This window comes from Bacillus sp. FSL K6-1006 (genome assembly GCF_038593175.1).
Taxonomy (GTDB): domain Bacteria; phylum Bacillota; class Bacilli; order Bacillales; family Bacillaceae; genus Bacillus; species Bacillus safensis.
This window is the reverse complement of the sequence record NZ_CP151970.1, coordinates 1,836,410-1,860,922: the sequence shown is the minus strand read 5'-3', so window position 1 is coordinate 1,860,922 and position 24,513 is coordinate 1,836,410. Positions and strand designations below refer to the sequence as shown.

Sequence of the window (24,513 nt, the reverse complement as noted above, 5' to 3'; positions counted from 1 at the left end):
ATCAATGGAGGAGGAAAGCCATGATGTCGATTCATCCACAAACGATCGGTTCCTTATTAAAAGGGAAAATGGAGCAGCATCCAGCACATGAAGCCATTGTGTATCCAGAACGTTCCTTACGTTTTTCATATGAAGCGTTTTATCGAGAAGTCAAGGAAACCGGGAAAGGTCTTATGGCATTAGGTGTTCAAAAAGGCGATCATATCGCCATCATGGCGCCCAATGTACCCGAATGGCTCATGCTGCAATTCGCCTGCGCGTCGATTGGAGCCGTTCTCGTCACCGTGAATACAAACTTTCAATCACAAGAACTCGCTTATTTACTCAAGCACTCTGATAGCAGCATGCTGTTTATCGTAGACGGGTTTAAAGAGACATCCTATGTCAGAATGCTTGAAGAACTTATACCGGAGCTTCAAAACGCTCATCAAGGAGAGATCACATCCTCATCTTTTCCTTATTTAAAAAGTGTCGTCTATATAGGTGAGCACACGCCAAAGGGCATGCGCAGCTGGAACAGTATTCACGCAGCTGCTAAAAGAACAGAGGATCATGAGTGGGAGAAACGAATGGATGAACTTGCACCTGATGATGTCATTAATATGCAATATACTTCAGGCACAACCGGCTATCCAAAAGGAGTCATGCTCAGCCATACAAACATTGTCTGCAATGCCAGCCAAATCGCAGATTGTATGAAGCTTACCCAAAAGGATCGAATGTGTATCCCTGTTCCTTTCTTTCATTGCTTTGGATCCGTTCTTGGCGTGCTTGCTTGTCTCACAAAAGGAGGAACGATCATTCCAATTGAATCCTTCCACCCAGAGCGAGTTCTTCAAACCGTAGAAAAAGAGAAGTGCACCGTCCTTCACGGCGTCCCGACAATGTTCATTGCAGAGCTCGACCATCCGAATTTTCACCAATACGATCTGTCCACATTACGAACGGGCATTATGGCAGGATCTCTTTGCCCATCCCATGTGATGAAAGCCGTCATTGAACAAATGGGACTGAAGGAGCTCACGATTGCCTACGGACAGACCGAAAGCTCTCCTGTCATTACCCAAACAAGAACGGATGATTCATTTGAAAGACGGGTTCAAACGGTCGGCCGGGCGCTTCCTCACATCGAAGTGAAAATCACCGTTCCAGGCACACCGGAGGAAGTACCAAGAGGAGAACAAGGCGAGCTGTGTACAAGAGGTTATCATGTGATGAAAGGCTACTATAAAAATGAAGAAGCCACAGATGAAGTGATTGATCAGGACGGCTGGCTTCATACGGGTGATTTAGCAGAGATGGATGAGGACGGCTATGTGAAAATCACAGGACGGCTGAAAGATATGATCATTAGAGGCGGGGAGAATGTTTACCCAAAAGAGATTGAGGATGTTCTTTATACTCATCCGGATATTCTTGATGCACAGGTCGTTGGTATACCTGACGAGACGTATGGAGAAGAAGCCGCCGCATTCATTCGGCTCAAGCAAGGCAGGGCGGTGACGATTGAGACACTCACCAGCTATTGTCAGTCGCAAATGGCACGCTACAAAATTCCTAAATATTTTTTCATCACTGACGAGTATCCAATGACTGCATCAGGGAAGATTCAAAAATTTCGTCTGAAAAAGCAGGCGCTTGATCTAATAAAGGAGTGAAGGCAGCAATGTTTCAAAAAGTACTGATTGCAAATCGAGGCGAAATTGCCCGGCGAATTATTCGAACGTGTAAAAGGCTCGGGATCTACACCGTCGCCGTTTATTCAGAAGCAGATCAACATGCACTTCATGTGCAAGAAGCAGACAGCGCCTATCCGATTGGAGGCGCAAAAGTATCTGAAAGCTATTTAAACATGGAAGCAATCATTAGGGCAGCCAAGCAGACAAATACAGATGCCATCCACCCAGGATATGGCCTCTTATCAGAAAATGCGGCCTTTGCAGAACGCTGCCGCAGCGAAGGAATCGCCTTTATTGGCCCATCCGCACAAGTCATTCAGCGAATGGGGAATAAAATTGAAGCAAGAAAAACGATGGCTCAAGCAGGTATCCCCATTGTACCAGGCGTTTCAGCTCCGCTGCATGATGCCGAAGAAGGGGTCAGTCAAGCGCAGTCACTCGGTTATCCGATCATGCTCAAGGCATCAAGCGGGGGCGGAGGAATTGGCATGCAGCTCGTGCAAAATGACGAGGAGCTGTACAGGGCTTTTGAAGGGAATCAAAAAAGAGCGCAAAGCTTTTTCAACGATGGGACGCTGTATATGGAAAAGGTCATTGAAAACGCGCGTCACATTGAAATTCAGGTCCTTTTTGATTCCTTCGGCCATGGGGTCCACTTATTTGAGCGCGACTGTTCACTCCAGCGAAGACATCAAAAAATCATTGAAGAAGCACCAGCCGCCTGTCTCGATGAATCGGTGAGACATCAAATGGGGGAGATGGCCGTCAAAGCAGCCAAAGCAATTGGATATGAAAATGCAGGAACGATTGAATGTTTAGTCGATCAGCATCAACAATTTTATTTCCTAGAAATGAACACGAGATTACAAGTAGAGCATCCTGTCACAGAAGAAATTACAGGCATTGACCTTGTTGAGGAGCAGCTGAAAATCGCTGCACGTGAGCCGCTTTCCTTTAATCAGGAGGATATTCATCAAATCGGTCATGCCATCGAGGTTAGAATTTATGCGGAAGATCCCGTCACCTTTTATCCATCACCAGGAACAATCACTCGGCTCTCCACACCTGAAGCTCCGTATATCCGTCATGAGTCAAGTGTGACAAATGGAAGCCTCATTACCCCTTTTTACGATCCTATGATTGCGAAAATGATCGTTTACGGTGATACGCGAAAACTTGCAATAGAACGATTAAAAGAGGCACTACAAGCATATGAAATAGAAGGCATCAAAACCAACTTACCGCTTTTAAGGGAAATGGCCGGATCTTCTGCTTTCTTACAAGGCAGCATCACAACCGATTTTCTCATGAAAAAAAGGGAGGGAAACCGTTCATGAAAACTGTCACGATTCAAATGGCCGGAAACTTATGGAAGCTTCTTGTGAAACAAGGCGATGAAGTGCAAAAAGGACAGGAGGTTGCCATCTTAGAATCAATGAAAATGGAGATTCCGATCGTTGCTGAAGAGACCGGAACCATCAGCAAAGTGCATAAGGCAGAGGGAGAGTTTGTCGATGAAGGAGAGGTTCTTCTAGAACTGACAGAATAGGAGGGAGCCAGATGGCATTACCAAAGAGTGTGCTTATCAGGGAGGTCGGCCCGCGGGACGGACTGCAAAATGAATCAGTCTGGCTGGACACAGGCGAGAAGCGAACGTGGATTGACCTGCTCGCAGCAGCCCAGCTCCCTTATATTGAAGTCACATCATTTGTTCATCCTAAATGGGTTCCAGCCTTAAAAGATGCCAAAGAACTCACTCAATCCTTTAACAAAAAAGACGACATCACCTATGCAGCACTCATTCCCAATGAAAAAGGCTTAGCTCATTTTTTTGAAGCCAATCTTGACACAGGCGCTATGTTTATCTCTTCGAGTGAAACACATAACAAGAAAAATATGAATCAATCCATCCATGAAACACTTCCTGTCATCAAACAAATGACAGCTGATTTAAAAGCAGCAGGAAAAAACACGCGCGCGTATATTTCCACTGTGTTTGGCTGCCCGTATGAAAAACAAGTGCCAATGGATCAAGTCCTGCGGTTAACGGATATTTTGCTTTCTTATGGCATTGATGAAATATCTCTCGGTGACACCATCGGTGAAGCCCATCCGCTTCAAGTAGAAAGGCGCTTAGACATTTTACTTGAACGTTTTCCTGCTGATAAAATCGCTCTTCATTTTCATGATACGAAGGGGATGGCTCTTGCCAATATTTATACGGCATTAAAAGCAGGGATTACCATATTTGACTCCTCCAGCGGCGGGCTTGGCGGATGTCCCTATGCACCTGGTTCCAGCGGAAATGTGGCGACAGAAGATGTGGTGCATATGCTTCAAAAACTAGGAATTGAGACAAATATTCACCTTCCTGCATTAATTAAAGCGGCAGAATGGATTGAAGCAAAAGTAGATCGAACCCTGCCTAGTCACTGTTTACGCGCTTTTCACTCTCAGACTACTTCATAAAGGATGAATAACATGACATCATTGGTCCATTTTTCGATACAAGATGAACAGATCGGCATCATGACCTTAAACAGGCCAGAACAAGCGAATTCCCTATCTGCTCTAATGCTGGAGGAGATCAATCAAATCATTCAAGAAATCAAACACGATGAAAGCATTCGCTGTCTGCTCATTACAGGAGCCGGTTCAAAAGTCTTTTGCGCTGGAGCAGATTTAAAAGAACGACGATTGATGACAGAAGCAGAAGCGAAAGGAGCTGTTCTTTCGATTCAGCAAACGTTTATCGAGATTGAATCCATTCCTGTACCTGTCATTGCAGTGATGAACGGACACGCACTTGGCGGAGGACTTGAGCTCGCGCTCGCTTGTGATCTCCGCATCGCACGAGCCGGAGCAAGACTCGGCCTGCCAGAAACAGGACTAGCTATCATACCAGGAGCCGGAGGGACGCAGCGGCTTCCGCGCCTCATTGGACTCGGTAAAGCAAAAGAACTTATTTTCACAGGCACATCATTACAAGCAGAAGAAGCCATTCAAATCGGGCTGATTGAGCATATCTCTTTAGCAGATTCCCTCATGAACGATGCCATCTCTCTTGCAAAACAAATCATCAAAAATGGCCCGCTTGCCTTAAAAGAAGCGAAACAAGCGATTCAATCAAGCCTTGATCACGATTTGCATACAGGTTTGACGAAGGAGTACGAAGCCTATCTACGGCTCATTGATACAGAAGATCGAACGGAAGGTCTTCAAGCTTTCCAAGAAAAACGCACGCCTCAATACAGAGGCAGGTAGCAAGAAAGGGGAATGGGTATGATCGAAGAATATGAACTGAAAAAACAACGGATTGTAAAAGGCGGGGCTGAGCGATACCATCAAAAAAACAAAGAAAAAGGAAAATTGTTCGTCCGTGACCGCCTCCAATTGTTATTAGATGGAGATTCTTTCATTGAGGATGCCATGTTTGCCGAGTGTCAAAATGAACATTTACCAGCAGATGGTGTTGTCACAGGGACGGGGCGGATGAATGGGCAGACTGTTTGCGTCATGGCAAATGATTCTACCGTCAAAGCAGGATCATGGGGCGTCAAAACGGTAGAAAAAATCATTAGAATCCAGGAAACAGCCGAAAAGCTCAACTGCCCGATGCTGTATTTAGTCGACTCTGCCGGTGCTAGAATCACCGATCAAATCGCCATGTTTCCAGGCAGAAGAGGCGCAGGCCGCATTTTTTATAACCAGGTGAAGCTGTCTGGACGTATTCCGCAAATTTGTTTACTATTTGGTCCTTCGGCAGCCGGAGGTGCTTACATTCCTGCTTTTTGTGACATCGTCGTCATGGTCGAAGGGAATGCCTCAATGTACTTAGGCTCACCGCGAATGGCCGAAATGGTGATTGGAGAGAAAGTATCACTTGAAGAAATGGGCGGGGCAAAAATGCATTGCAGCATTTCTGGATGCGGCGATATTTTAGCAAAAACAGAGGAAGAAGCCATTCAAACCGCCCGCACTTATTTAACTTACATGCCTGCCAACTATACAGAAAAACCAAAACGGGCAGCCGCAATCGCACCTAAACCATCAGAGATCACCCTCCAGGACCTTATCCCTAAAGGGCAGAATACCCCTTTTGATATGTATCAGCTCATTGATTTACTCATTGATGAAGGATCATTTTTTGAAATCAAAAAGTTGTTTGCCGCAGAGCTGATTACAGGATTTAGCCGTATGAATGGTCAGCCTGTCGGTCTTATTGCCAACCAGCCGAGGGTAAAAGGCGGCGTTTTATTCCACGATTCAGCCGACAAAGCCGCCAAGTTTATTCAGCTATGTGACGCCTTTCATATTCCACTCCTTTTCCTTGCCGATATACCGGGGTTTATGATCGGAACAAAAGTGGAACAAGCAGGCATTATCAGGCACGGGGCGAAAATGATTTCCGCCATGTCGGAGGCAACAGTTCCGAAAATATCCGTCATTGTTCGTAAAGCATACGGTGCAGGTTTATATGCAATGGCAGGTCCAGCCTTTGAACCGGACTGCTGTCTCGCTCTTCCATCTGCGCAAATTGCTGTCATGGGGCCAGAAGCCGCTGTAAATGCTGTCTATGCGAATAAAATTGCCGAACTGCCTGCTGAGGAAAGAGCAGCATTTATTCAAGAGAAACGCAAGGAATACCAGGAAGATATGAATATATATGAGCTTGCCTCTGAAATGATTGTCGATGGTGTCATCCCATTTGACCATTTGCGAGATGAGCTTTGTCATAGATTACAAGCCTATACCTCTAAAGAAATGACATTTACAAGACGAAAACACCCGGTTTATCCGGTCTAAAGGGGGCGGCCTCATGATGAACCTAAAACCAGCGTGGATACCCGAAGAGCAGATGATGAAACAAACACGCCTTTACAAATGGATGCATTCACTTGGTTTTTCTACTTATGATGCGTTCTATCAAGCTAGTATCGAGCGCACCGATTGGTTTTGGAGAGAAGCCGAAAAGGCGGTCGGAATCGTGTGGAAGGAGCCGTATGAAGCCGCATTAGGCCAAGATTCATTCATGTGGCCCAATTGGTATAAAGGCGGCGGGCTCAACGTGGTCGAAACGGCTGTTGACAAATGGGCAGAGAATGAAGAAACCCAGCATCAACCAGCCGTGATTTGGAGAAATGAAGCGGGCGAAGAGAGAAGATGGACGTTCCTCGAACTTCAGGAAAATGTCAATCGTCTCGCTGCTGGTTTTTTGAAGAAGGGAATACAAAAAGGGGATGTGGCGGTCATTTATATGCCGATGCTTCCGGAAACAGCTGCCGTCATGCTTGCCTTTGCAAAGATTGGTGTCATCTTTAGCCCGGTTTTTTCTGGCTATGGAAGTGAACCTCTTGCCGTACGTATTCGTGCATCAGGTGCAACCATTGTCGTCACAGGCTCGAGCGTGACGCGCCGGGGAAAGACGATCAACATGCGTGAATGTGCGGCAGAAGCAATCGACAAAACCAAGACTGTCCAAACAGTCATTGTACATGCTTCCTCTCCTACTGGATATAAAGAGGATATTCAGCTAAACGATTTGTTAAAAGAAGAACCAATGAGTGAAACGACTTATCTTTCAAATGAAGATCCTCTTATGATCTTATACACTTCTGGAACAACCGGTACACCCAAAGGAGCTGTCCATACACACGCAGGCTTTCCTGTAAAAGCAGCTTTTGATGCCGGTCTTTGTATGGACGTTTCAAAAGGAGACCGCTTGTTCTGGCTCACAGACATGGGGTGGATGATGGGGCCATTTCTCGTCTTTGGCGGCTTGATCAATGGAGCTGCAATTGTTTTATATGACGGCGCACCCGATTATCCAGATGAACAGCACCTTTGGTCATTCATCCACGAGCAAAAAGTCACCCATTTTGGACTTTCACCTACTTTTGTTCGATCTGCGATGCAGCAAAACCTTTCAGACATTGAGCTGCCGCATGTCAAAGCCATCATTTCTACAGGTGAACCGTGGAATGAAGCACCATGGCAATGGCTTTTTGACACCATTGGTCAAAAGCACATTCCGATCTTAAATTACTCAGGGGGAACAGAGGTTTCTGGCGGAATTGTAGGAAGTACGCTGCTTCGCCCAATCAAACCGATCCTTTTTAATGCGGCAATCTTAGGAATGGCGGCAGATGTGTATAATGAGGCAGGAGAGAGCGTCCTGAATGAAGTAGGAGAGCTTGTTGTGAAAAAGCCGTGGGTCGGCATGACATGTGGGTTTTGGAAAGATCCGAAGCGATATGAAGACACCTATTTTAAACGATTTGATGGGGTGTGGACGCACGGTGATTGGGTGATGCAATCAGAGGATGGCGCATTTCATATCACGGGCAGATCGGATGATGTCATTAATACAGCTGGTAAACGCATTGGTCCAGCTGAAATTGAATCCATTCTTGTCGGGCATCCAGCCGTACATGAGGCTGCTGTGATTGGAGTAAAGGATGAGGTGAAGGGAGAAGCACTAGTTTGTTTCATTGTGGCAAGTTCACAGTCTTTCGAAGAAGCAGCACTCATTCCAGAGCTCAAAATACATGTTGGTTCATATGCGGGAAAAGCGCTCACACCAAAGGAAATTCATCTCATTTCAGCTTTACCGAAAACAAGAAACGGAAAAATCGTCCGTCGTTTATTAAAAGGAGCTTATCAACGGCAGCCTTCACCAGATCTTTCGTCTCTAGATAATCCTGATGTGTATAACAGCATTTGCGAATACTTGAAAAGGAAACAAAGTCCATAAAAAAAGACAGGAGAGCGTCCTGTCTTTTTTATTGCACATGAAAATTCGTGCCATCTGTTGTTTCTTTTACAATACCTGCCCGAATCACAAAATCACCGAAATGTTCATGCTCCTCGCGTTCTTTTGCATAGCGGGGGAGTAGAGAGCCAAGCTCGTTTAAAATGTCTTCTTCTCCTACGTTTTCTCGGTACAGTTTACTTAATCTGCTGCCATCAAACGCAGCACCAAGATACATGTTGTATTTACCAGGTGATTTCCCGATAAAGCCAATTTCACCAAGCGCATGACGGGCGCATCCATTTGGACATCCAGTCATACGAATCGTGATTTCTTTATCACTTAAGCCATTTTCTTCGACAATCTCTTCAATTTTGTCAATCAAGCGCGGGAGGTAGCGTTCTGCCTCTGCCATTGCTAAGCCGCATGTCGGAAGAGCAACACAGGCCATTGAACTGCGGCGCAGTGCAGAGTGCTGCTGTCCATCTGACAAACCAAACTCCTCAATGAGCTGCTCGATTTGTTTCTTTTTGTGAGATGTGACGTTTCCAATGATCAAATTTTGATTCGCTGTTAAGCGGAAGTCACCTGTATGAATCTTTGCGATTTCACGAATGCCTGTCATCAGCGGGTAGTCATCGTAATCCGTGATGCGTCCGCCTTCTACAAACATCGTATAATGCCATCTGCCATTGATGCCTTTTACCCAGCCATAGCGGTCACCGTTATGATCGAAGTGATAATCTCTTGCATCTAATAGGGTAAATCCAAGGCGGCGTTCCAGCTCTTCTTTTACATTCTCAAGACCGAGGCGGTCCACTGTATATTTAAAGCGGGCATTTTTTCTTACCGAACGGTTTCCATAGTCACGCTGAATGGTGATCACTTGTTTGGCAATCTCTACAACTTGTTCCGGTGTACAAAAGCCAATTACTTTTGCGAGCTGAGGATAGGTCGCTGTATCACCATGAGTCATGCCCATTCCGCCGCCAATCGCGACATTAAAGCCAACTAATTGATCATTTTCAATAATCGCAATGAAGCCTAAATCCTGCGAAAAAACATCAATATCGTTAGCAGGAGGGACTGCCACACCAATCTTGAATTTTCTTGGCAAATAAAGCGGACCATACATCGGCTCAACCTCTGTATCAGGCGTTGCCGCTACCTTTTCCTCATCAAGCCAAATTTCATGGTACGCTCTTGTTTGCGGAAGCAGGTCATCACTTAATTTTTTGGCGAGCTCGTATACATCATGGTGTACTTCTGATTGATAGGGGTTTGATGTACACATGACATTACGGTTCACATCGCCGCAAGCAGCGATCGTATCAAGCATAGTGGAATGGATGTCTTGAATGGTTTTTTTCATGTTCCATTTTAAAATACCATGAAGCTGAAAGGTTTCACGAGTTGTCAGCTTTAACGTACCGTTTCCGTATTGATGAGCAAGCTCATCCATCACAAGCCACTGTTTGGATGTAGCAATTCCGCCAGGCAGGCGGACGCGCAGCATAAATTGATAGGCAGGCTCAAGCTTTTGTTTTTGCCGTTCATTTCTCAGGTCACGATCATCCTGTAAATAACTGCCGTGATGCTTCATCAGGCGGTTGTCATCATCAGGGATACCCGCTGAAATCGGATCAAGCATCACTTCTTTTAAAGTACCCCGTAAATAATCACTTTTTTCTTTGATTTCCTCTACGTCGCTCGGAGGTCCATCCGGCGCTGTTAATGCTGTCTTTACCATGTAAGTAAAAGCTCCTTTCTTTCAAGCATTCAATCAATATACGTCACGCTGATAGCGTTTTTGCTGCTGCAAGTTGGCTAGATAGCTTTCAGCTTTCTCTTTGCTCATCGCACCTTCTTCTTGGATGATTGATAGAAGGGTATCATGAACATCATGCGCCATATGTTTTTCATCTCCGCAGACATATACATAGGCACCTTGCTCCAGCCATTCGAATAATTCTTTACTTTGTTTCTTCATTTGATGCTGGACATATACTTTTTCCTCTGAATCTCTTGAAAAAGCCACATCCATTTTCGTTAACACACCATCTTTTAACCACTTTTGCCATTCGGTTTGATATAAGAAATCCGTCACAAAGTGCTGATCACCGAAGAACAACCATGACTTTCCGTCTGCACCGACTTCCTCGCGCTCCTGCATAAAGGAACGGAAAGGGGCGATGCCTGTGCCTGGTCCTACCATAATGATCGGTGCTTCAGGGTTTTCAGGAAGCTTAAAGTTTTGATTGTGCTGAATATAAACAGGCAACTTATCACCTGGCTCTAAGCGCTCCGCACATAAGATTGAGCAGACACCTTGACGTTCTCTTCCGTGAGCATCATATCTCACAGCACCGATCGTCAAATGAACTTCTTCTTCATTTGCTTTAAGGCTGCTTGCAATGGAATAAAGGCGTGCCGGAATTTTTCTTAAAATGGCAGTGAAGTCTGCCGCTGTTCCTTCAAAAGGACCGAAATCACGAGCAGCATCTACTAAATCTCTTCCTGCTATATATGCTTTTAACTTTTCTTCGTTTCCTTCTTCTAAAAGGGCCTGCAAGGCTTCGCTCTTTGTAAAGGACGCCATCTTTTGAAGAAGAGGTTTTGTTAAGACAGTAATCTCAAAATGAGAGGTGAGTGCTTCCTTTAAAGGAAGCGTGTCGCCGTTTTTATGAACGGTTACGGCTTCCTCTGCATCCCATCCGCATGCCTTGATCAGTTCATCAACAAGCGCTGGATCATTTGTTGGATAAATACCAAGGCTGTCACCCGGCTCATAAACAAGTCCTGATCCTTCAAGAGAAAGCTCCAAATGACGGGTTTCTTTGTTAGAACCGCGGCCATTTAGGTTGATATTTTCAAGCACTTCAGCATAAAAAGGATTTGTTCTTGAGTATTCAGATGCAGCTGTTTGAGTGTTTGCTTCCGCTGATTCCTGCGGGGCTGCTGCGGCTCCGCCTTCGCTAAGTGAAGATGCCACCCCTTGAAGCCATTCAGAAAACGGCTCATCATAATCAAGATCACAGTCCACTCGATCGAAAAGACGCGTTCCGCCAAGCTCTTTTAAGCGCTCATCAAATTCTTTACCTGTTTGACAGAAGAATTCGTAAGAGCTGTCACCAAGTGATAGGACAGAAAAGCTTAAATGATCAAGCTTTGGTGCACGTCTGCCGTGAACATATTCATGGAAAGAAAGGGCATTATCAGGCGGATCTCCCTCGCCATGTGTGCTGACGATGATGAGTAAATTGTTTATTTTTTTCAGACTATTTGGTTTAAAATCTGACATAGAAGAGAGCGTCACTTGAAAACCTTTCTCTTCAAGATGCTGCGCTGTCTTTTTTGCTAACCCTTCAGAATTGCCTGTTTGCGAGCCATAAAGCACGGTCACATCTTTACTGACAGGCTGCGCTGGTGCTGCAGCAGAAGGAGAAGGGGTTTGGGCAGTATTTTCTAATCCGGTTAAAGCTACCTGTGCTGATAAATAACCGGTAAGCCAAATTTTTTGCTGATCTGTTAAAGTCGGAAGCAGCTGATTAAGCAGTTCTGCCTGCTCCTGACTAAACGGACTGTTCAATACATGAAGTTGCAACGATATCCACCTCACAAGGAATATAAACATAGATTAATTCGATAGGAATTATATATATAGGTTCAATTTGAACTTTACCGAAAGTTTGCCATTAAGTAAAATATATAATATTGATTGTCATGATTAAGATTTCTAATACCTTTGCAAGGTGAAGGAACATGAAGGTGAATCGTTTAACTGGATAAAGCACCTTTAGAAAAATGAGCCGTTTTGAATGAAGAAGCGATCGTAAGGAATTGAAAAGGGGTGTATGAAAGTTGATGCAGCTAAAATTTAAAAACACAAAATATTTTCGGCTTGTCATCTTGTTTTTTCTCATTTTATTAGTAGCGTGCCATTCTCCAAAGGGCCATATAAAGGATTCAGACAATAAGAATAAAATAACAGCACCTTTTTCAAAAAAAGGCATCCTGCTAAGAAAAGGGGAGACGAACTTACTTCTTATTAACAATAAAACGCCTCTAAAAAGCGATGATTCATTGAAAACTCATCTTCTTATTGAAAAGTATAAAAATGATCTCATCGTTATGGATTTAACAAAAGTAGATTCTAAAGAGCTGTCACAGGGTCAAACGATTGAGGTTTGGTTTGATGAGTTACAAGAATCGTTTCCTCCTAAAGCAACGGTCAAAAAATATCACATCATGGTGGATAAGTAGGGGAGCAGGGGCAGATTCTTTCTATCAAGAAAAAGGAGAAAAACCCTAAGGTTTTTCTCCTTTCTCAAATTATGCTGTTGGAAGTCCCATCACAGCTTTCACTTCTAAATATTCCTCGATCCCGAAGTCTCCCCATTCTCTTCCAATACCAGATTGCTTAAAGCCGCCAAACGGGGCAAAGTAATCTGTTTCGGCATTGTTGATGGTAATTTGACCGGCACGAATATGTTCAGCTACATATTTTAATGTTTTTTCATCTTTTCCAACCACATAGCCAGCAAGGCCATACACTGTATCATTGGCAATCTCAAGGGCATGATCAAGGTCCTTATATGTGATCACACTCATGACGGGTCCGAATATTTCCTCTTGCGCAATGGTCATATCATTTTTCACATTTGTGAAGATAGTATGCTTGGCGAAATATCCTTTGTCTAGTCCGTCCGGCTTACCAGTTCCCCCAGCAAGCAGGTGAGCACCTTCTTCAATTCCTTTTTCAATATAAGACTGCACGGTATCCCATTGCTTTTTGGAGACAAGCGGGCCAGTGGCGTGATCTTCTCTCGGATCACCAACTGTAAACTTCGGCAGAGCATTCAGCAGCGCTTTTTCAAATGCATCTTTCATTGATTCAGGAATCAGCACACGTGTAGCTGCGGAACATACTTGACCTGTATTCATCGCAATATGATGAACGGCTGTTTCGGCTGCCTCATCCACATCTGCATCATCTAAGACGATAAGAGGGGATTTCCCGCCGAGCTCAAGAGCCACTTTCTTAATATTGTCTGCAGCATTTTCCATTATTTTAGAGCCGACAGCACCCGATCCCGTAAATGAAACAAAATCAATATCAGGATGTGAGCTAATGCCGTCACCAATGACGTCACCAGTTCCGTTTACTAGGTTGAAGGCGCCTTTTGGTACGCCTGCTTCATCAATGATGTCTGCAAGAATCATTGCGGCATAAGGTGTAATTTCCGCTGGCTTTAAGACAACTGGCGAGCCTGCTGCAATGGCACCCGCGATTTTAAGTGATGTTTGATTCGTTGGGAAATTCCAAGGTGTAATCAATCCGCTGACACCAATCGCTTCTTTTATAATGGTGTGTCCGCCGCGGTCCTCAGTAAATGTATACGATTTAAGTGCTTCCGCTGCTTTAGAAAAATGTTCATATCCCATTTTGTAATGAACCTCTTCTGATACTTTCAGCGGTGCACCAAGCTCTTGTGTCATGACTTCTATCAGTTCATCCTTACGCTTTTCGTAGCCGCGCACAATGTTTTCCAGCATCTTTACGCGTTCATTTCGAGATGTTTTTGAGAAAGAAGGAAAGGCGGCACGAGCAGCTTTGACTGCCTTATCTAAATCTTCTTTTGTTCCTAAACTAATGGTGCCAATGACTTCCTCTGTAGCAGGATTGATGACTTCCGTGGTTTCGTTTCCTGTTGATGCGATCCATTCTCCGTTAATAAAATGTTTCTCTTGATTTCTCATTCTGACATGTCTCCTTTTTATATGTGATTCCATTCAATATTCTGTTTTCAGGTGATATAAAACTGTACCCACTGTGAAAAATCTAAAACGATGAAACTGCAAAAGAAAAAGTTTCTGATATAATACGCAAAGTGGGACATATGTCCTTTTCAACATCAGGGCATCTATCATTTAATGGAACTAGACTGAAAAAAGAAGGAGCATTTGAACGAATGAAAGGTGTTATTTTCGCTTTATTAGGAGGCGCTTGTATTACACTGCAAGGCGTAGCAAACGCAAGAATCAGCCAGGATATAGGGACATGGCAGGCGGCAACCATCACGCAGCTGACCGGTTTTATTATTGCACTGATCATTTTATTGATCGTACGTGACGGACACTTCAGGGAATATCGAAAGGTGCAGCCGCTTTATATAGTAGGCGGTGCATTTGCAGCCATTATTATTTTCAATGAAGTCACTGCAATTCAAATGATCGGTGTCACACTGACCATCGCTGCTTTACTCATTGCACAGCTTGCATTTACCTTTGCAATCGATGCAAAAGGATGGTTTGGTGTACAGAAGAAGAAAATGAAATGGCCGCATTATGCAGGAATTCTATTGATGATCGTAGGCGTCATCATTTTAAAGCTATAAAGGAGGACGTCAGATGGAGGAGCTTCATGATGAATCTCTATTTTCCTCTTATCTCAAGGCACATGAATTAGAAACCGTCTTTCATCAGAAACTCATATCACACGTCAGCTTATGGCGCTATGAGCAAGGTGAGCTGATTTGTTCAAAGGGAGATCAGAGGGAGCACTTGTACTTGTTAGTAAAAGGAAAATTAAAGATTTTCACCACCACAAAAGAAGGTAAGACCTTTATTCTTTGTTTTAAACATCCTCTTGAAGCGATTGGAGATATTGAATACGTTCAGCAGACTGAGATGGTCAATACAGTGGAGGCTGTCACAGAAGTACATATGCTAAGGATTTCTCATCAAGCGCTCATGCGCCATGCGAAGGATGACCCCCGCGTGTTAACCTTTTTACTAAAGGGCATCACAAACAAATTTTATACGAAATCAAACGATTTGAGCTTCCACCTTTTATATCCTGTAGAGGTCAGACTCGCAAGCTACTTATTGTCTGTGTTAACAGGGGATAACAGCGCGAGCGCACTTCGTCTTACTGATGCGGCGAGCTTAATTGGTACAAGCTACCGTCATATTAACCGGGTGATTCAGCAATTTTGTGAAAAAGGGCTGATAGAGAGGCGAAGAGGGAAGATTACGATTCTTGACCGGGAAGGACTCTTAGAAATAGCGGAGCGAAACATTTATGAATAGAAGAAATGAAGGGATTCAGACATGATCATAGGAATAGGATTAGCCATCACGGCTGGCGCACTCGTCAGCTTACAAACCATTTTTAACAGTAAGGTCAATGAGCAGACAGGCTCTTGGTCAACGACCACTCTCGTTCTAGGTATGGGCTTTATTGCTTCACTTTTGATGGGTCTTTTGCTAGAAGGAACCGGCATGTTTCAATTAAGACATATGGAAGCGTGGTACTGGATGAGCGGAGCCATTGGAGTAGGGGTGGTCATCTGCCTCGTTCAAAGTATCAAACGTCTTGGTCCGACTTATGGAATCTCGATTGTCCTGATTTCACAGCTCGGTTCTGCGCTTTTGTTCGATTCGCTTGGCTGGCTTGGGTTAGAGAAAGTGGAATTTTCTCCCGCAAAACTACTAGGTGTCATTGTGATTGTTGCGGGGATCCTAGTGTTTAAATTGACCAAATTGGAGTCAGCAGAAGAGGATCAATCAGAAGAAAAAGGGCTGCCACAAGAGTAAGCTGCCCTTTAGATCAACCGCCGCCATAGAACAGTGATCGCGGATAAACCATTTAAAAGGAGCCTTTTCATCAAAGGCTTTTTTTTCTGCCCATAGGACTGCGCTTTATAGGCTGTTTTGTCCTTCGCGACAAGTATACTATAGGCAATTTTACGTTCTATTGCCTGAGTAAGTGATAGCGCAAACGGGGCACTATCAATGACCAAAATTGACTCTGTATTTAAAAAACTAGACCTCGCATCTAAATTATATGTGCCAATAATACTTAAATAATCATCAATGACCATTGATTTCGCATGAATGGAATACGGGCCTTCATATTCGTACAAATGAACGCCTGTTTTCATCAGTTCCTTTTTCGTGCTTAAGTAACCTGCAAAAGCTAACGGATTTGGCGTCGCTGTAAGAGAATTCGTGACAACTGTCGTTTGAATCCCGCTGTCTAAGGGAGTGAGGCCGTCTTTCATGGGTCGTGTCGGGATGACATAAGGCGTCTGTATGAGCACAGAACGCTTTGCCCGGTGGGCTAGATCGTTTAGTTTTTTGAGCACAAGAGGACGCTTATTGAAGCGTTCCACAGGATTTGTAAAAAATGCAATCTGCTTTACTGAGGTGCCATCTGCTGCCCAATTAAAGGACGACATCACAAAAGGTTCTTTCGCACGCACGGCCTCCTGATAGGATCTAAGCAGTTTCTTTCTTAGTTTTAAGCCTTTCTTTGCTTTTTGTTTGGAGAACACAGCTTTTGTTCTTTTCGTAAAGTCATGATTCCATAAATAAACGAAGTATTGCTCCATTTCATCTAATACTTTTCCTTTTTTGTCGTTATAAAGCAGCACATCGCGGTCAAATGCAAAATCTTTCGGGGGCTGATCTGCAAAGTATTTATCACCGATATTTCTTCCGCCCATCACAGCCACTCGGCCATCTGCCAGCAGCAGCTTATCATGAAGGCGGTTATGCCACGTCCATGGCTTAAATAACCGAAAGGGCTCATAAAAACGAATGGCCATGTTCGGGTGATTTGCCACGGCATATCGTAAATGCTTCAGCGGTCCACGCAAACTGTGGCAGATGCCGTCTAAAAGCAGCTGAACTTTCACCCCTCGATCAGCAGCTTCAATTAAAGCACCTAGTACCCATTCGGCTGTTTTTCCCTTTTGAATGGAATAATAACTTAGGCGGATCATCCTCTTTGCCTCACGAATCATTTGGATTCTGGCCTGACCAGACTCAAATCCATCGTCAAGAAGCATCACTTGATTTGTGCCCTGATCGTCTCCTGAGATCGAAGAGGCTTTATAGATACAATGTTCTTTGCATGTTTTTTGGATCGGTAAATAAAACAAAACAAATGCGGTCAAAAAGACATAAACGACATAGAGAAGGATCAGAAAAAACAAAAGATGAAGCATACGGATCAGCTCCTTTCACATAGACACAACTTTTCCTTAGTTTATGTCAAAAATAAAATTTCACTCATTTTCGCCTTTTATCTAAATACATGACAAAAGAATCATCTTGTTTTTATTGGGCATTTAATTATAGTATGAAATGAATAAGGGGGAATCGAATTGAATGAATCATTATTTAACATCCCAAGTGATGTATATCAAACGTTAAGTGAAACAGAACGATATTTACTCAATTATATTCACCAGCATTTAGAGGATATCTCCACCTTATCCATTGTCACTTTAAGCGAAAGAGCCAATGTATCAACGGCCACGATTGTCAGACTGATGAAAAAAATTGGCTATAACGGCTATACATCCTTTAAATATCGATTGAAACAAGAAAAGAAAATGACAGATGCAAGCGACCAGCTCAAAAATATTGATGAAGACATCAAACTAGCAATTAGGAAAAATGAAGAAGAGGTTTTAAAAACGATACAGCTGCAAAGTATTGGACAAATTGAAGATGCCGTTCAAAAAATACATAATGCAGACAAAATTTATATTTTCGGTAGGGGCTTCTCAGAGATGATCGCCAAAGAGATGACCATCAAATTACAGCTCATCGGGAAAACATGTGAAGTACACGACGATCCGAATATCATTCGGCTGAAATCGCGAGACATTGATAAAAGTGAGCTTGCCATCTTTGTTTCATTAAATGGCGAAACAGCTGAGCTTGTTGAAGCGTGTCAAAACCTCAGCATGAAGCAAGTCACAACTATTACGCTTACGACAAGAATAGATTCTACATTAAGCAAAATATCAGATATGACACTAGTCGGATATAAAGGGGAACAATCTTTCTTCCCAGATTATGAAGTCAGATCCCGCCTTTCTCTTCATGTCATTGCCCGCATTTTACTTGACGCCTATGTGATCCGAATGAAATAACCAATAAGAAAGCCTTCGAGACTTTGATCTGGAAGGCTTTTTCTCATGAAAACCTTTACACATTCTGAAAACATTTTCACTGAATCGTATGAGATACTTTCTTTAGAGAAAAGAAAGAAGGTGAAACCAATTGATTTATACCTGCACCTTAAATCCTGCTATTGACCTATATATTGCATTAAAAGAAATGCGGGCAAATGCAGTCAATCGCACAGAAGATGAAGATTATCAGCCGAATGGAAAAGGCGTGAACGTGTCAATTATGCTAAAGAAATATGGCTTCACCAGCACTGCATTAGGATTTATCGCTGGGTTTTCAGGCTCTTATATTGAACAATCTTTAAAGGATCTCTCCATTCAAACCGATTTTATCTCTGTTGAAGGAATCACACGAATTAATGTTTTTATCAATACGACAGAAGAATACAAGCTCGTGAATCAGGGCCCTGCGATTGAAGAAAATGCGCTTCACGCCTTTCGTGAGAAAATTGCGGCTATCCCGCAGGGAGGCATCCTCATCATGTCAGGCAGTCTGCCAAAAGGCGTTCCTGCCAGCATTTTTTCAGAAGTAGCAGCTATTTGCCATCAACAGAAGGTCAAGTTCATTTTAGACACAAGCTCAGCAGCAGTTCTTGAGACGCTTCAATACAAGCCGTATTTACTAAAACCGAATGAAGAAGAAATTGCTGCTTTTTTCGGCAAAACACATCCTTTGTCAGAAAAAGAACTCATTCAATCAGGAGAAAAGCTCATTGAGATGGGTGCAGAGCAAGTGCTTATTTCCCGAGGCGAGGAAGGAGCTTTATTCATTACGAAGGACGCAGTGTTTAAAGGAAATGCACCAACAGGCACTGTCGTAAACACAGCTTGTTCTGGAGATGCGATGCTCGCAGCTTTTCTTAGTAAACACCTTGAAGGACACTTACCTGAAGAGTGCTTACGCTACGGGATTGCAACGGGAGCATCCACTGCATTTTCAAAAGGCTTAAGTGATTTACATGATATTGATTCATTGATTGAGCAAGTACACATTCAGAAGATATAAGGGGGAATAACACATGAGCCGTAAAAAAATTGTCGCTGCAACCGGCTGTCCAACAGGTATTGCACACACATTTATGGCAGCTGAAGCATTAAAAATCGCTGCTGAGCAGCTAGGGGTCGACATTAAAGTCGAAACGCATGGTCAAGTGGGAATTGAAAACGCTTTAACTGATCAAGACATTATGGAAGCAGATGGGGTCATTGTGGCAGCTGACAAAGATGTAAATACAGATCGTTTTCACGGCAAACCACTCATTGAAGTGCCTGTAGCCAAAGGCATTCGCACGCCGGCTGAGCTGATCCAGAGCATTATAAATGGAGATGCTCCCGTTCATCAAGTGAAAGGAAGAGCTTCTGGAACAGAAAAACCATCTGCTCCTTCATCCTCTCAACAAAAGTCGGCAAATAAATGGATACACACCATCTATAAGCACTTAATGAATGGTGTATCACACATGCTGCCATTTGTCGTTGGAGGCGGGGTCTTAATTGCCCTTTCTTTCTTATTTGGTATCTACTCTGCTGATCCTAAGCACGAAACGTATCATCCGTTCGCTGCCTATTTGAAAAGCATTGGCGGACTTGGCTTCAGCTTAATGGTGCCAATTTTAGCAGCATTTATTGCTGATTCAATCGCAAGACGCCCAGGGATGGTCGTTGGATTTATAGGGGGTCTCCTTGCAAATGATGGAGGTGCTGGTTTCTTAGGCGGTATTATCGCAGGTTTTGCAGCAGGATATATCATTTTATTGCTTCAATTCTTGCTTCAAAAATTACCAGCATCACTTGATGGATTAAAATCGATCTTCATCTATCCTGTCATCGGTATTTTCTTAATCGGGGCTGTCATGACCCCGCTGTTAGTTCCAATCACAGGGCTAAATAATTCCTTAATGGATTTTCTCTCATCTGTACAATCCACAAACCCTCTGCTTTTAGGCTTAATTGTTGGAGCGATGTGTGGATTTGATATGGGAGGACCTTTTAACAAAGCAGCCTATGTCACAGGAACGGCTTTACTTGCAGAAGGTAACCTTTACTTCATGGCAGGTGTGTCAGCAGCATGTATCACACCGCCGCTTATCATTGCGATTGCCACAACGATTTTCCGAAAACATTTCACGCCACAAGAACGAAATGCAGGGGCAATCAACTATATTCTAGGAGCGACACATATTACAGAAGGAGCCATCCCATTTGCGGCCAAAAACCCGGTTGTTGTCCTGCCAATTATCATGTTTGGCTCGGCTATCTCTGCTATATTGACGTATCTCTTTGGCGTACAGGTTCCAGCTCCGCATGGCGGGTTCCTTGTCCTCCCAGTTGTCACAGGTGCATTCCAATGGGTGCTTTCCATCCTAATCGGATCACTCGTAGGTGCGATTCTCTACGGACTTTACCGTAAAAAAATAGACAAACCAGCAGTTTAAAAGGGAGGAAGAGAAATGATGGAACATATCTATATGAATCTTCACGAAACAGCTTCTTCACAGGCTGGCGTGTTCGCAGTCATTGCAGACATTGCCTATAAAGCAGGTATTTGCACCTCACCAGAGGATGTCAAAAAAGGCTTAGCGGAAAGGGAAGCACTTAGTACAACCGGATTTCAAGATGGATTTGCCATTCCGCATACACAAACAGAAGCCATCACGAAACCAGCACTTGTGATCGTCCGCACGGAAACAGGAATTGAATGGGACGCTTTTGATGGGAAGCCTTGCTTTTTCTTCTTATCCTTACTGATCCCTAAAAGTGAAGCAGGGACGACTCATTTAAAAGCACTTTCAGCCCTTTCACGAGGCTTAATGGATGAAACGAAACGTCAAAAACTGCTGGAAACAAGAACAAATGAAGACATGCTTGCTGTATTAGAAACGGATATTTTAACTAGAGAGGATGTTTGATCATGCCTTTACTTTCAACAACACCAATGCTTGAGGCTGCGAAAAAAGAAAAATACGGAATTGTGGCATTCAATGTACACTCCTTTGACAGTATCTATTGGGTGCTCGAAACTGCTGCAGAATTAAAGTCACCTGTGATTTTGCAAACAACGGTTGGAACGGTTCAATCTCTTGGAGCAAAAGCGATTGCAGATACAGTGAAGGCGGCGGCTGATCAATATCAAATCCCAATCGGTCTTCACCTGGATCACTGCACAGACTTTGATGTGATTCTCACCTGTATCAGAGCTGGATATACATCCGTTATGATCGATGCATCTATGCACTCATATGAAGAAAATGTACGCCGCACAAAAGAAGTCGTAGATCTTGCCTTAAAAGTCGGTGTAAATGTCGAAGCAGAGCTAGGCAAGGTAGGCGGCGTAGAAGATGATATCGTCGTCGACGAAAAGGATGCTGAAAAAGCCGTTCCATCAGAATGCCGCCAATTTGTAGAAGAAACTGGGGTGCCTACTTTAGCGCCTGCGATTGGTACTGCCCATGGCATTTATAAAGGGGTGCCGGATATTGACTTTGCCCGCATTGAAGAAATTGCAGCGCTGGTCGATGTACCACTTGTCCTGCACGGTGGTTCCGCTGTACCAGATGAGGATGTCAAGCGATGCGTTGCACTTGGTATGGCAAAGGTGAATGTCTCAACTGAACTGAAAAATGCGTATTCCGAAGCAATACGTGATCATTTCTCAAACGAACCTGAAAGCTTAGATCCACGTATGTATTTACAAAAAGCAAAACAAGCAGCGAAAGACATGGTCCAATCGAAAATACGAATCGTTGGCAGTGAGGGCAAAGCCCATCCGTTATATCAATAAGAAAAAAAGCAGAGCTGCTATCGCTCTGCTTTTTCCCTTTATTCGTTTTCCTTCATTTCATTAGATGTGCGTACCCGTGCATTTCCCATAAATACGACCGTAATCGCCGCAAGTGCAATAGGGAATAATGCAAGCAAAAATACGTACGTAATACTTTGTGACATCGCATCGATGACTTTATTTAAAATATCAGGCGGAATTTGTGAGCGGGCACCTTCTTGGAAAATAGCCTGTGGATCTCCTACTTGAGAAGGGGCTCCTTTCATTCCGCTAAAGGCATCAGCTAAACGATTTGTCAGCACATTGGTTTGAATCGTCCCGAAAATCGTTACACCGAGCGTCATTCCAAGTGATCTCATAAATGAATTGGTCGAGTTTGCACTGCCTCGGTAGCGCGGCTCAAGATCATTCATTGAAGCTGACGGCAGAAGGGAGAAGCTGAACCCGACGCCAAAGCCTGATATCATCATAAAGAGTGTGAGCCACAGTCTTGCTGTATCTGGTGACATATTGGCAAGCAGCAGCATCCCAGCGAAAAATGAAATGACAGAAATAGTCATAAGACGTCTGAAAGGCACTTTCGTCTGCATCGTTCCGCCAATCATACTGCCAATGACTGATCCAATCATCATCGGTGTTAAAATGAACCCTGCACTTGTCGCAGATTCACCGTACACAGCCTGCACGAAAATAGGAATAAAGACAGCAAGAATAATAAATGTCCCGCCATATAAAAACGCCAAAATTTGAGATGTTGCAAATAATCGATTTTTAAACATCCAAAATGAGATAATCGGTTCCTCAGCTTTACGCTCGACAATAAAGAAGATCGTACCGAACACAAGAAACACAGCAAAAAGTGTGAGGATTTGCACCGAATCCCAAGCATAAGATTTACCGCCAAGCTCAAGCGCGAACATTAAGCTGACAACCGCAACGACAAGTGTAATAGCACCTGACCAGTCGATTTTCTGCTTACGATGTTCAAGCGATTCCTGATAGTATCTGGCGATCAAGAAGACACTGACAATACCAATTGGCACATTAATATAGAAAACCCAATGCCAGCCGATCGAATCCGTAATAATAGCACCTAAAAGCGGTCCGAGTACACTTGATAAACCAAAGACTGCTCCAAACATACCAGACATTTTTCCGCGCTTTTCAGGCGGGAAGATGTCAAAGATAATTGTAAATGCGATCGGAAGAAGTGCACCGCCCCCAAGCCCTTGAATGGCTCGGTAAATAATGAGCTGATCCATCGTTTGCGCGATACCGCACAGCGCTGATCCAATTAAAAAGAAAATAAGTCCAAACAGAAAAAAACGCTTTCGACCATACATATCAGAAAGCTTTCCGTAAATCGGCATTCCCGCCATCACTGCCACCATATAAGAAGCCGTCACCCAAGCAAATTTATCAAAACTGCCTAAATCTGCTACGATGCTTCCCATTGCTGTTGCAACAATGGTATTGTCCATCGCTGCCATAAAAATCCCTAACAGCAAACCGATGACAACAAAGCGAGTGGATGCCTTGCCTTTATCCACATGATTCATTTCATTTACCTCCTGCTTACGTTCTCTCATTATTTTTGCTATGATCAACTTAACCATAAAGTAAGAGAACATTTATCTTGATGATCAAGATAAATTGATTTTAAAGGGAGGAGAACAAGTTGTCAATAAAGAACGAGGCTGAAGACAGAGCAGCCCAGATCATCCATACAATGAGGCGCCTCGCCACACGAACCGTCTTGTTCCACCAAGCGGCCGCTCAATCGCTCGGCCTTTTTCCAACAGATCTCAAATCCGCCGATCTATTAAACGAACTCGGCCCCCTCACAGCGGGAGAATTAAGTGAAAAAACAGGCCTTAGCTCAGGTGCCGTCACAGCTCTCATTGACCGGCTTGAAAAAGCGGGCTACGCCAAAAGAGAAAAGGACCCAAAGGACAAACGAAGAGTCATCATTGTCCCACTAACAGCAGGAAAATCACAAGTGAAAGAACTTTTCCAATCCTTATCAGCATCAACTAAACAGCTTACAAACGAATACAAAGCAGAAGAATTAGATTTAATTATTCAATTTATAACAGAAGCAGCAGATATCATGGAGCAAGAGCTGCAATTGCTGAAGTCTAAATCGTAAAAAGTACACTGATGCGGGTGTGCTTTTTCTAAGTGCATTCCTAATTCATGTAGGGATTGCCTCGACTAGTGACATCTTCCTTACCATGGAAGTGCTCTATAACAATTTTATAATGAAGTAGCTTAAAAAAATATTTATTTAAAAGATGTTCTAAATATCGCATC

The 24,513-nt window shown here is 43.6% G+C and carries 22 protein-coding genes; 17 read left to right on the top strand and 5 right to left on the bottom strand.

Annotation, left to right across the window (positions count from 1 at the left end):
* Positions 1-20 precede the first annotated feature (20 nt).
* Genes NSS65_RS09520 through NSS65_RS09490 form a run of 7 tightly spaced genes read left to right on the top strand, consistent with a single transcriptional unit; the run spans position 21 to position 8,433 of the window.
* Complete coding sequence (locus tag NSS65_RS09520; RefSeq protein WP_326135147.1) at positions 21-1,658, top strand: AMP-binding protein; 1,638 nt, start codon at positions 21-23, stop codon at positions 1,656-1,658.
* Positions 1,659-1,666: 8 nt separating this feature from the next.
* Positions 1,667-3,016 (top strand): acetyl-CoA carboxylase biotin carboxylase subunit, encoded by a 1,350-nt coding sequence (locus tag NSS65_RS09515; RefSeq protein WP_326135146.1) that lies wholly within the window; start codon positions 1,667-1,669, stop codon positions 3,014-3,016.
* Positions 3,013-3,228, top strand: coding sequence for an acetyl-CoA carboxylase biotin carboxyl carrier protein subunit (locus tag NSS65_RS09510; protein ID WP_034284022.1), 216 nt, complete (start codon positions 3,013-3,015; stop codon positions 3,226-3,228). The genes NSS65_RS09515 and NSS65_RS09510 overlap by 4 nt, the downstream gene beginning before the upstream one ends.
* An 11-nt stretch (positions 3,229-3,239) precedes the next feature.
* On the top strand, positions 3,240-4,148 hold the full coding sequence (locus tag NSS65_RS09505) for a hydroxymethylglutaryl-CoA lyase (protein ID WP_024427768.1): 909 nt from the start codon (positions 3,240-3,242) through the stop codon (positions 4,146-4,148).
* Positions 4,149-4,160: 12 nt separating this feature from the next.
* Entirely contained in the window at positions 4,161-4,943 is a 783-nt protein-coding gene (locus tag NSS65_RS09500) for an enoyl-CoA hydratase (protein ID WP_034284021.1), read from the top strand.
* An 18-nt stretch (positions 4,944-4,961) separates the two neighbouring features.
* A complete protein-coding gene (locus tag NSS65_RS09495; protein WP_326135145.1) occupies positions 4,962-6,485 on the top strand; it encodes an acyl-CoA carboxylase subunit beta in 1,524 nt (507 codons plus the stop codon).
* A 13-nt stretch (positions 6,486-6,498) separates the two neighbouring features.
* Positions 6,499-8,433, top strand: coding sequence for an AMP-binding protein (locus NSS65_RS09490; RefSeq protein WP_326135144.1), 1,935 nt, complete (start codon positions 6,499-6,501; stop codon positions 8,431-8,433).
* 28 nt (positions 8,434-8,461) lie between these two features.
* On the opposite strand, the gene cysI is transcribed toward NSS65_RS09490, so the two are convergent.
* Positions 8,462-10,180: an assimilatory sulfite reductase (NADPH) hemoprotein subunit gene (gene cysI / locus NSS65_RS09485; RefSeq protein WP_034284013.1), complete on the bottom strand. Its 1,719-nt coding sequence runs from the start codon at positions 10,178-10,180 to the stop codon at positions 8,462-8,464.
* A gap of 33 nt (positions 10,181-10,213) precedes the next feature.
* On the bottom strand, positions 10,214-12,034 hold the full coding sequence (locus NSS65_RS09480; protein ID WP_326135142.1) for an assimilatory sulfite reductase (NADPH) flavoprotein subunit: 1,821 nt from the start codon (positions 12,032-12,034) through the stop codon (positions 10,214-10,216).
* A gap of 260 nt (positions 12,035-12,294) precedes the next feature.
* On the opposite strand from NSS65_RS09480, the gene NSS65_RS09475 reads away from it, so the two are divergent.
* Positions 12,295-12,693: a DUF3221 domain-containing protein gene (locus NSS65_RS09475; protein ID WP_326135163.1), complete on the top strand. Its 399-nt coding sequence runs from the start codon at positions 12,295-12,297 to the stop codon at positions 12,691-12,693.
* 69 nt (positions 12,694-12,762) lie between these two features.
* Here NSS65_RS09475 and NSS65_RS09470 read toward each other — a convergent pair whose 3' ends face one another.
* Entirely contained in the window at positions 12,763-14,190 is a 1,428-nt protein-coding gene (locus tag NSS65_RS09470; RefSeq protein WP_326135141.1) for an aldehyde dehydrogenase family protein, read from the bottom strand.
* Between the two features lie 212 nt (positions 14,191-14,402).
* On the opposite strand from NSS65_RS09470, the gene NSS65_RS09465 reads away from it, so the two are divergent.
* Genes NSS65_RS09465 through NSS65_RS09455 form a run of 3 tightly spaced genes read left to right on the top strand, consistent with a single transcriptional unit; the run spans position 14,403 to position 16,029 of the window.
* Positions 14,403-14,828 carry a DMT family transporter gene (locus NSS65_RS09465; RefSeq protein WP_101676656.1) on the top strand — a complete coding sequence of 142 codons (426 nt, stop codon included), beginning with the start codon at positions 14,403-14,405 and terminating at the stop codon, positions 14,826-14,828.
* Between the two features lie 13 nt (positions 14,829-14,841).
* A complete protein-coding gene (locus NSS65_RS09460) occupies positions 14,842-15,522 on the top strand; it encodes a cyclic nucleotide-binding domain-containing protein (protein WP_034284006.1) in 681 nt (226 codons plus the stop codon).
* Between the two features lie 21 nt (positions 15,523-15,543).
* The gene (locus NSS65_RS09455) at positions 15,544-16,029 is read left to right on the top strand and encodes a DMT family transporter (RefSeq protein ID WP_034284003.1); all 486 of its coding nucleotides are present in this window, start codon (positions 15,544-15,546) and stop codon (positions 16,027-16,029) included.
* A gap of 8 nt (positions 16,030-16,037) precedes the next feature.
* Here the strand turns inward: NSS65_RS09455 and NSS65_RS09450 are convergent, their stop codons facing one another.
* Positions 16,038-17,444: a phospholipase D family protein gene (locus NSS65_RS09450; RefSeq protein WP_326135140.1), complete on the bottom strand. Its 1,407-nt coding sequence runs from the start codon at positions 17,442-17,444 to the stop codon at positions 16,038-16,040.
* A gap of 159 nt (positions 17,445-17,603) precedes the next feature.
* Here NSS65_RS09450 and NSS65_RS09445 point away from each other — a divergent pair, with 159 nt between their 5' ends.
* From NSS65_RS09445 to NSS65_RS09425, 5 genes are all read left to right on the top strand, one after another.
* Entirely contained in the window at positions 17,604-18,380 is a 777-nt protein-coding gene (locus tag NSS65_RS09445; RefSeq protein ID WP_034284000.1) for a MurR/RpiR family transcriptional regulator, read from the top strand.
* A 130-nt stretch (positions 18,381-18,510) separates the two neighbouring features.
* The gene (gene pfkB, locus NSS65_RS09440) at positions 18,511-19,425 is read left to right on the top strand and encodes a 1-phosphofructokinase (protein WP_326135139.1); all 915 of its coding nucleotides are present in this window, start codon (positions 18,511-18,513) and stop codon (positions 19,423-19,425) included.
* A gap of 13 nt (positions 19,426-19,438) precedes the next feature.
* Complete coding sequence (locus NSS65_RS09435) at positions 19,439-20,854, top strand: PTS fructose transporter subunit IIBC (protein ID WP_034283995.1); 1,416 nt, start codon at positions 19,439-19,441, stop codon at positions 20,852-20,854.
* Between the two features lie 15 nt (positions 20,855-20,869).
* On the top strand, positions 20,870-21,328 hold the full coding sequence (locus NSS65_RS09430) for a PTS sugar transporter subunit IIA (protein ID WP_326135138.1): 459 nt from the start codon (positions 20,870-20,872) through the stop codon (positions 21,326-21,328).
* Positions 21,329-21,330: 2 nt separating this feature from the next.
* Positions 21,331-22,200, top strand: coding sequence for a class II fructose-bisphosphate aldolase (locus tag NSS65_RS09425; RefSeq protein ID WP_041117609.1), 870 nt, complete (start codon positions 21,331-21,333; stop codon positions 22,198-22,200).
* A 38-nt stretch (positions 22,201-22,238) separates the two neighbouring features.
* Here the strand turns inward: NSS65_RS09425 and NSS65_RS09420 are convergent, their stop codons facing one another.
* On the bottom strand, positions 22,239-23,759 hold the full coding sequence (locus NSS65_RS09420) for an MDR family MFS transporter (protein WP_041117607.1): 1,521 nt from the start codon (positions 23,757-23,759) through the stop codon (positions 22,239-22,241).
* 170 nt (positions 23,760-23,929) lie between these two features.
* Here NSS65_RS09420 and NSS65_RS09415 point away from each other — a divergent pair, with 170 nt between their 5' ends.
* A complete protein-coding gene (locus NSS65_RS09415; RefSeq protein ID WP_046312274.1) occupies positions 23,930-24,349 on the top strand; it encodes a MarR family transcriptional regulator in 420 nt (139 codons plus the stop codon).
* The last annotated feature ends 164 nt before the right edge of the window (positions 24,350-24,513 follow it).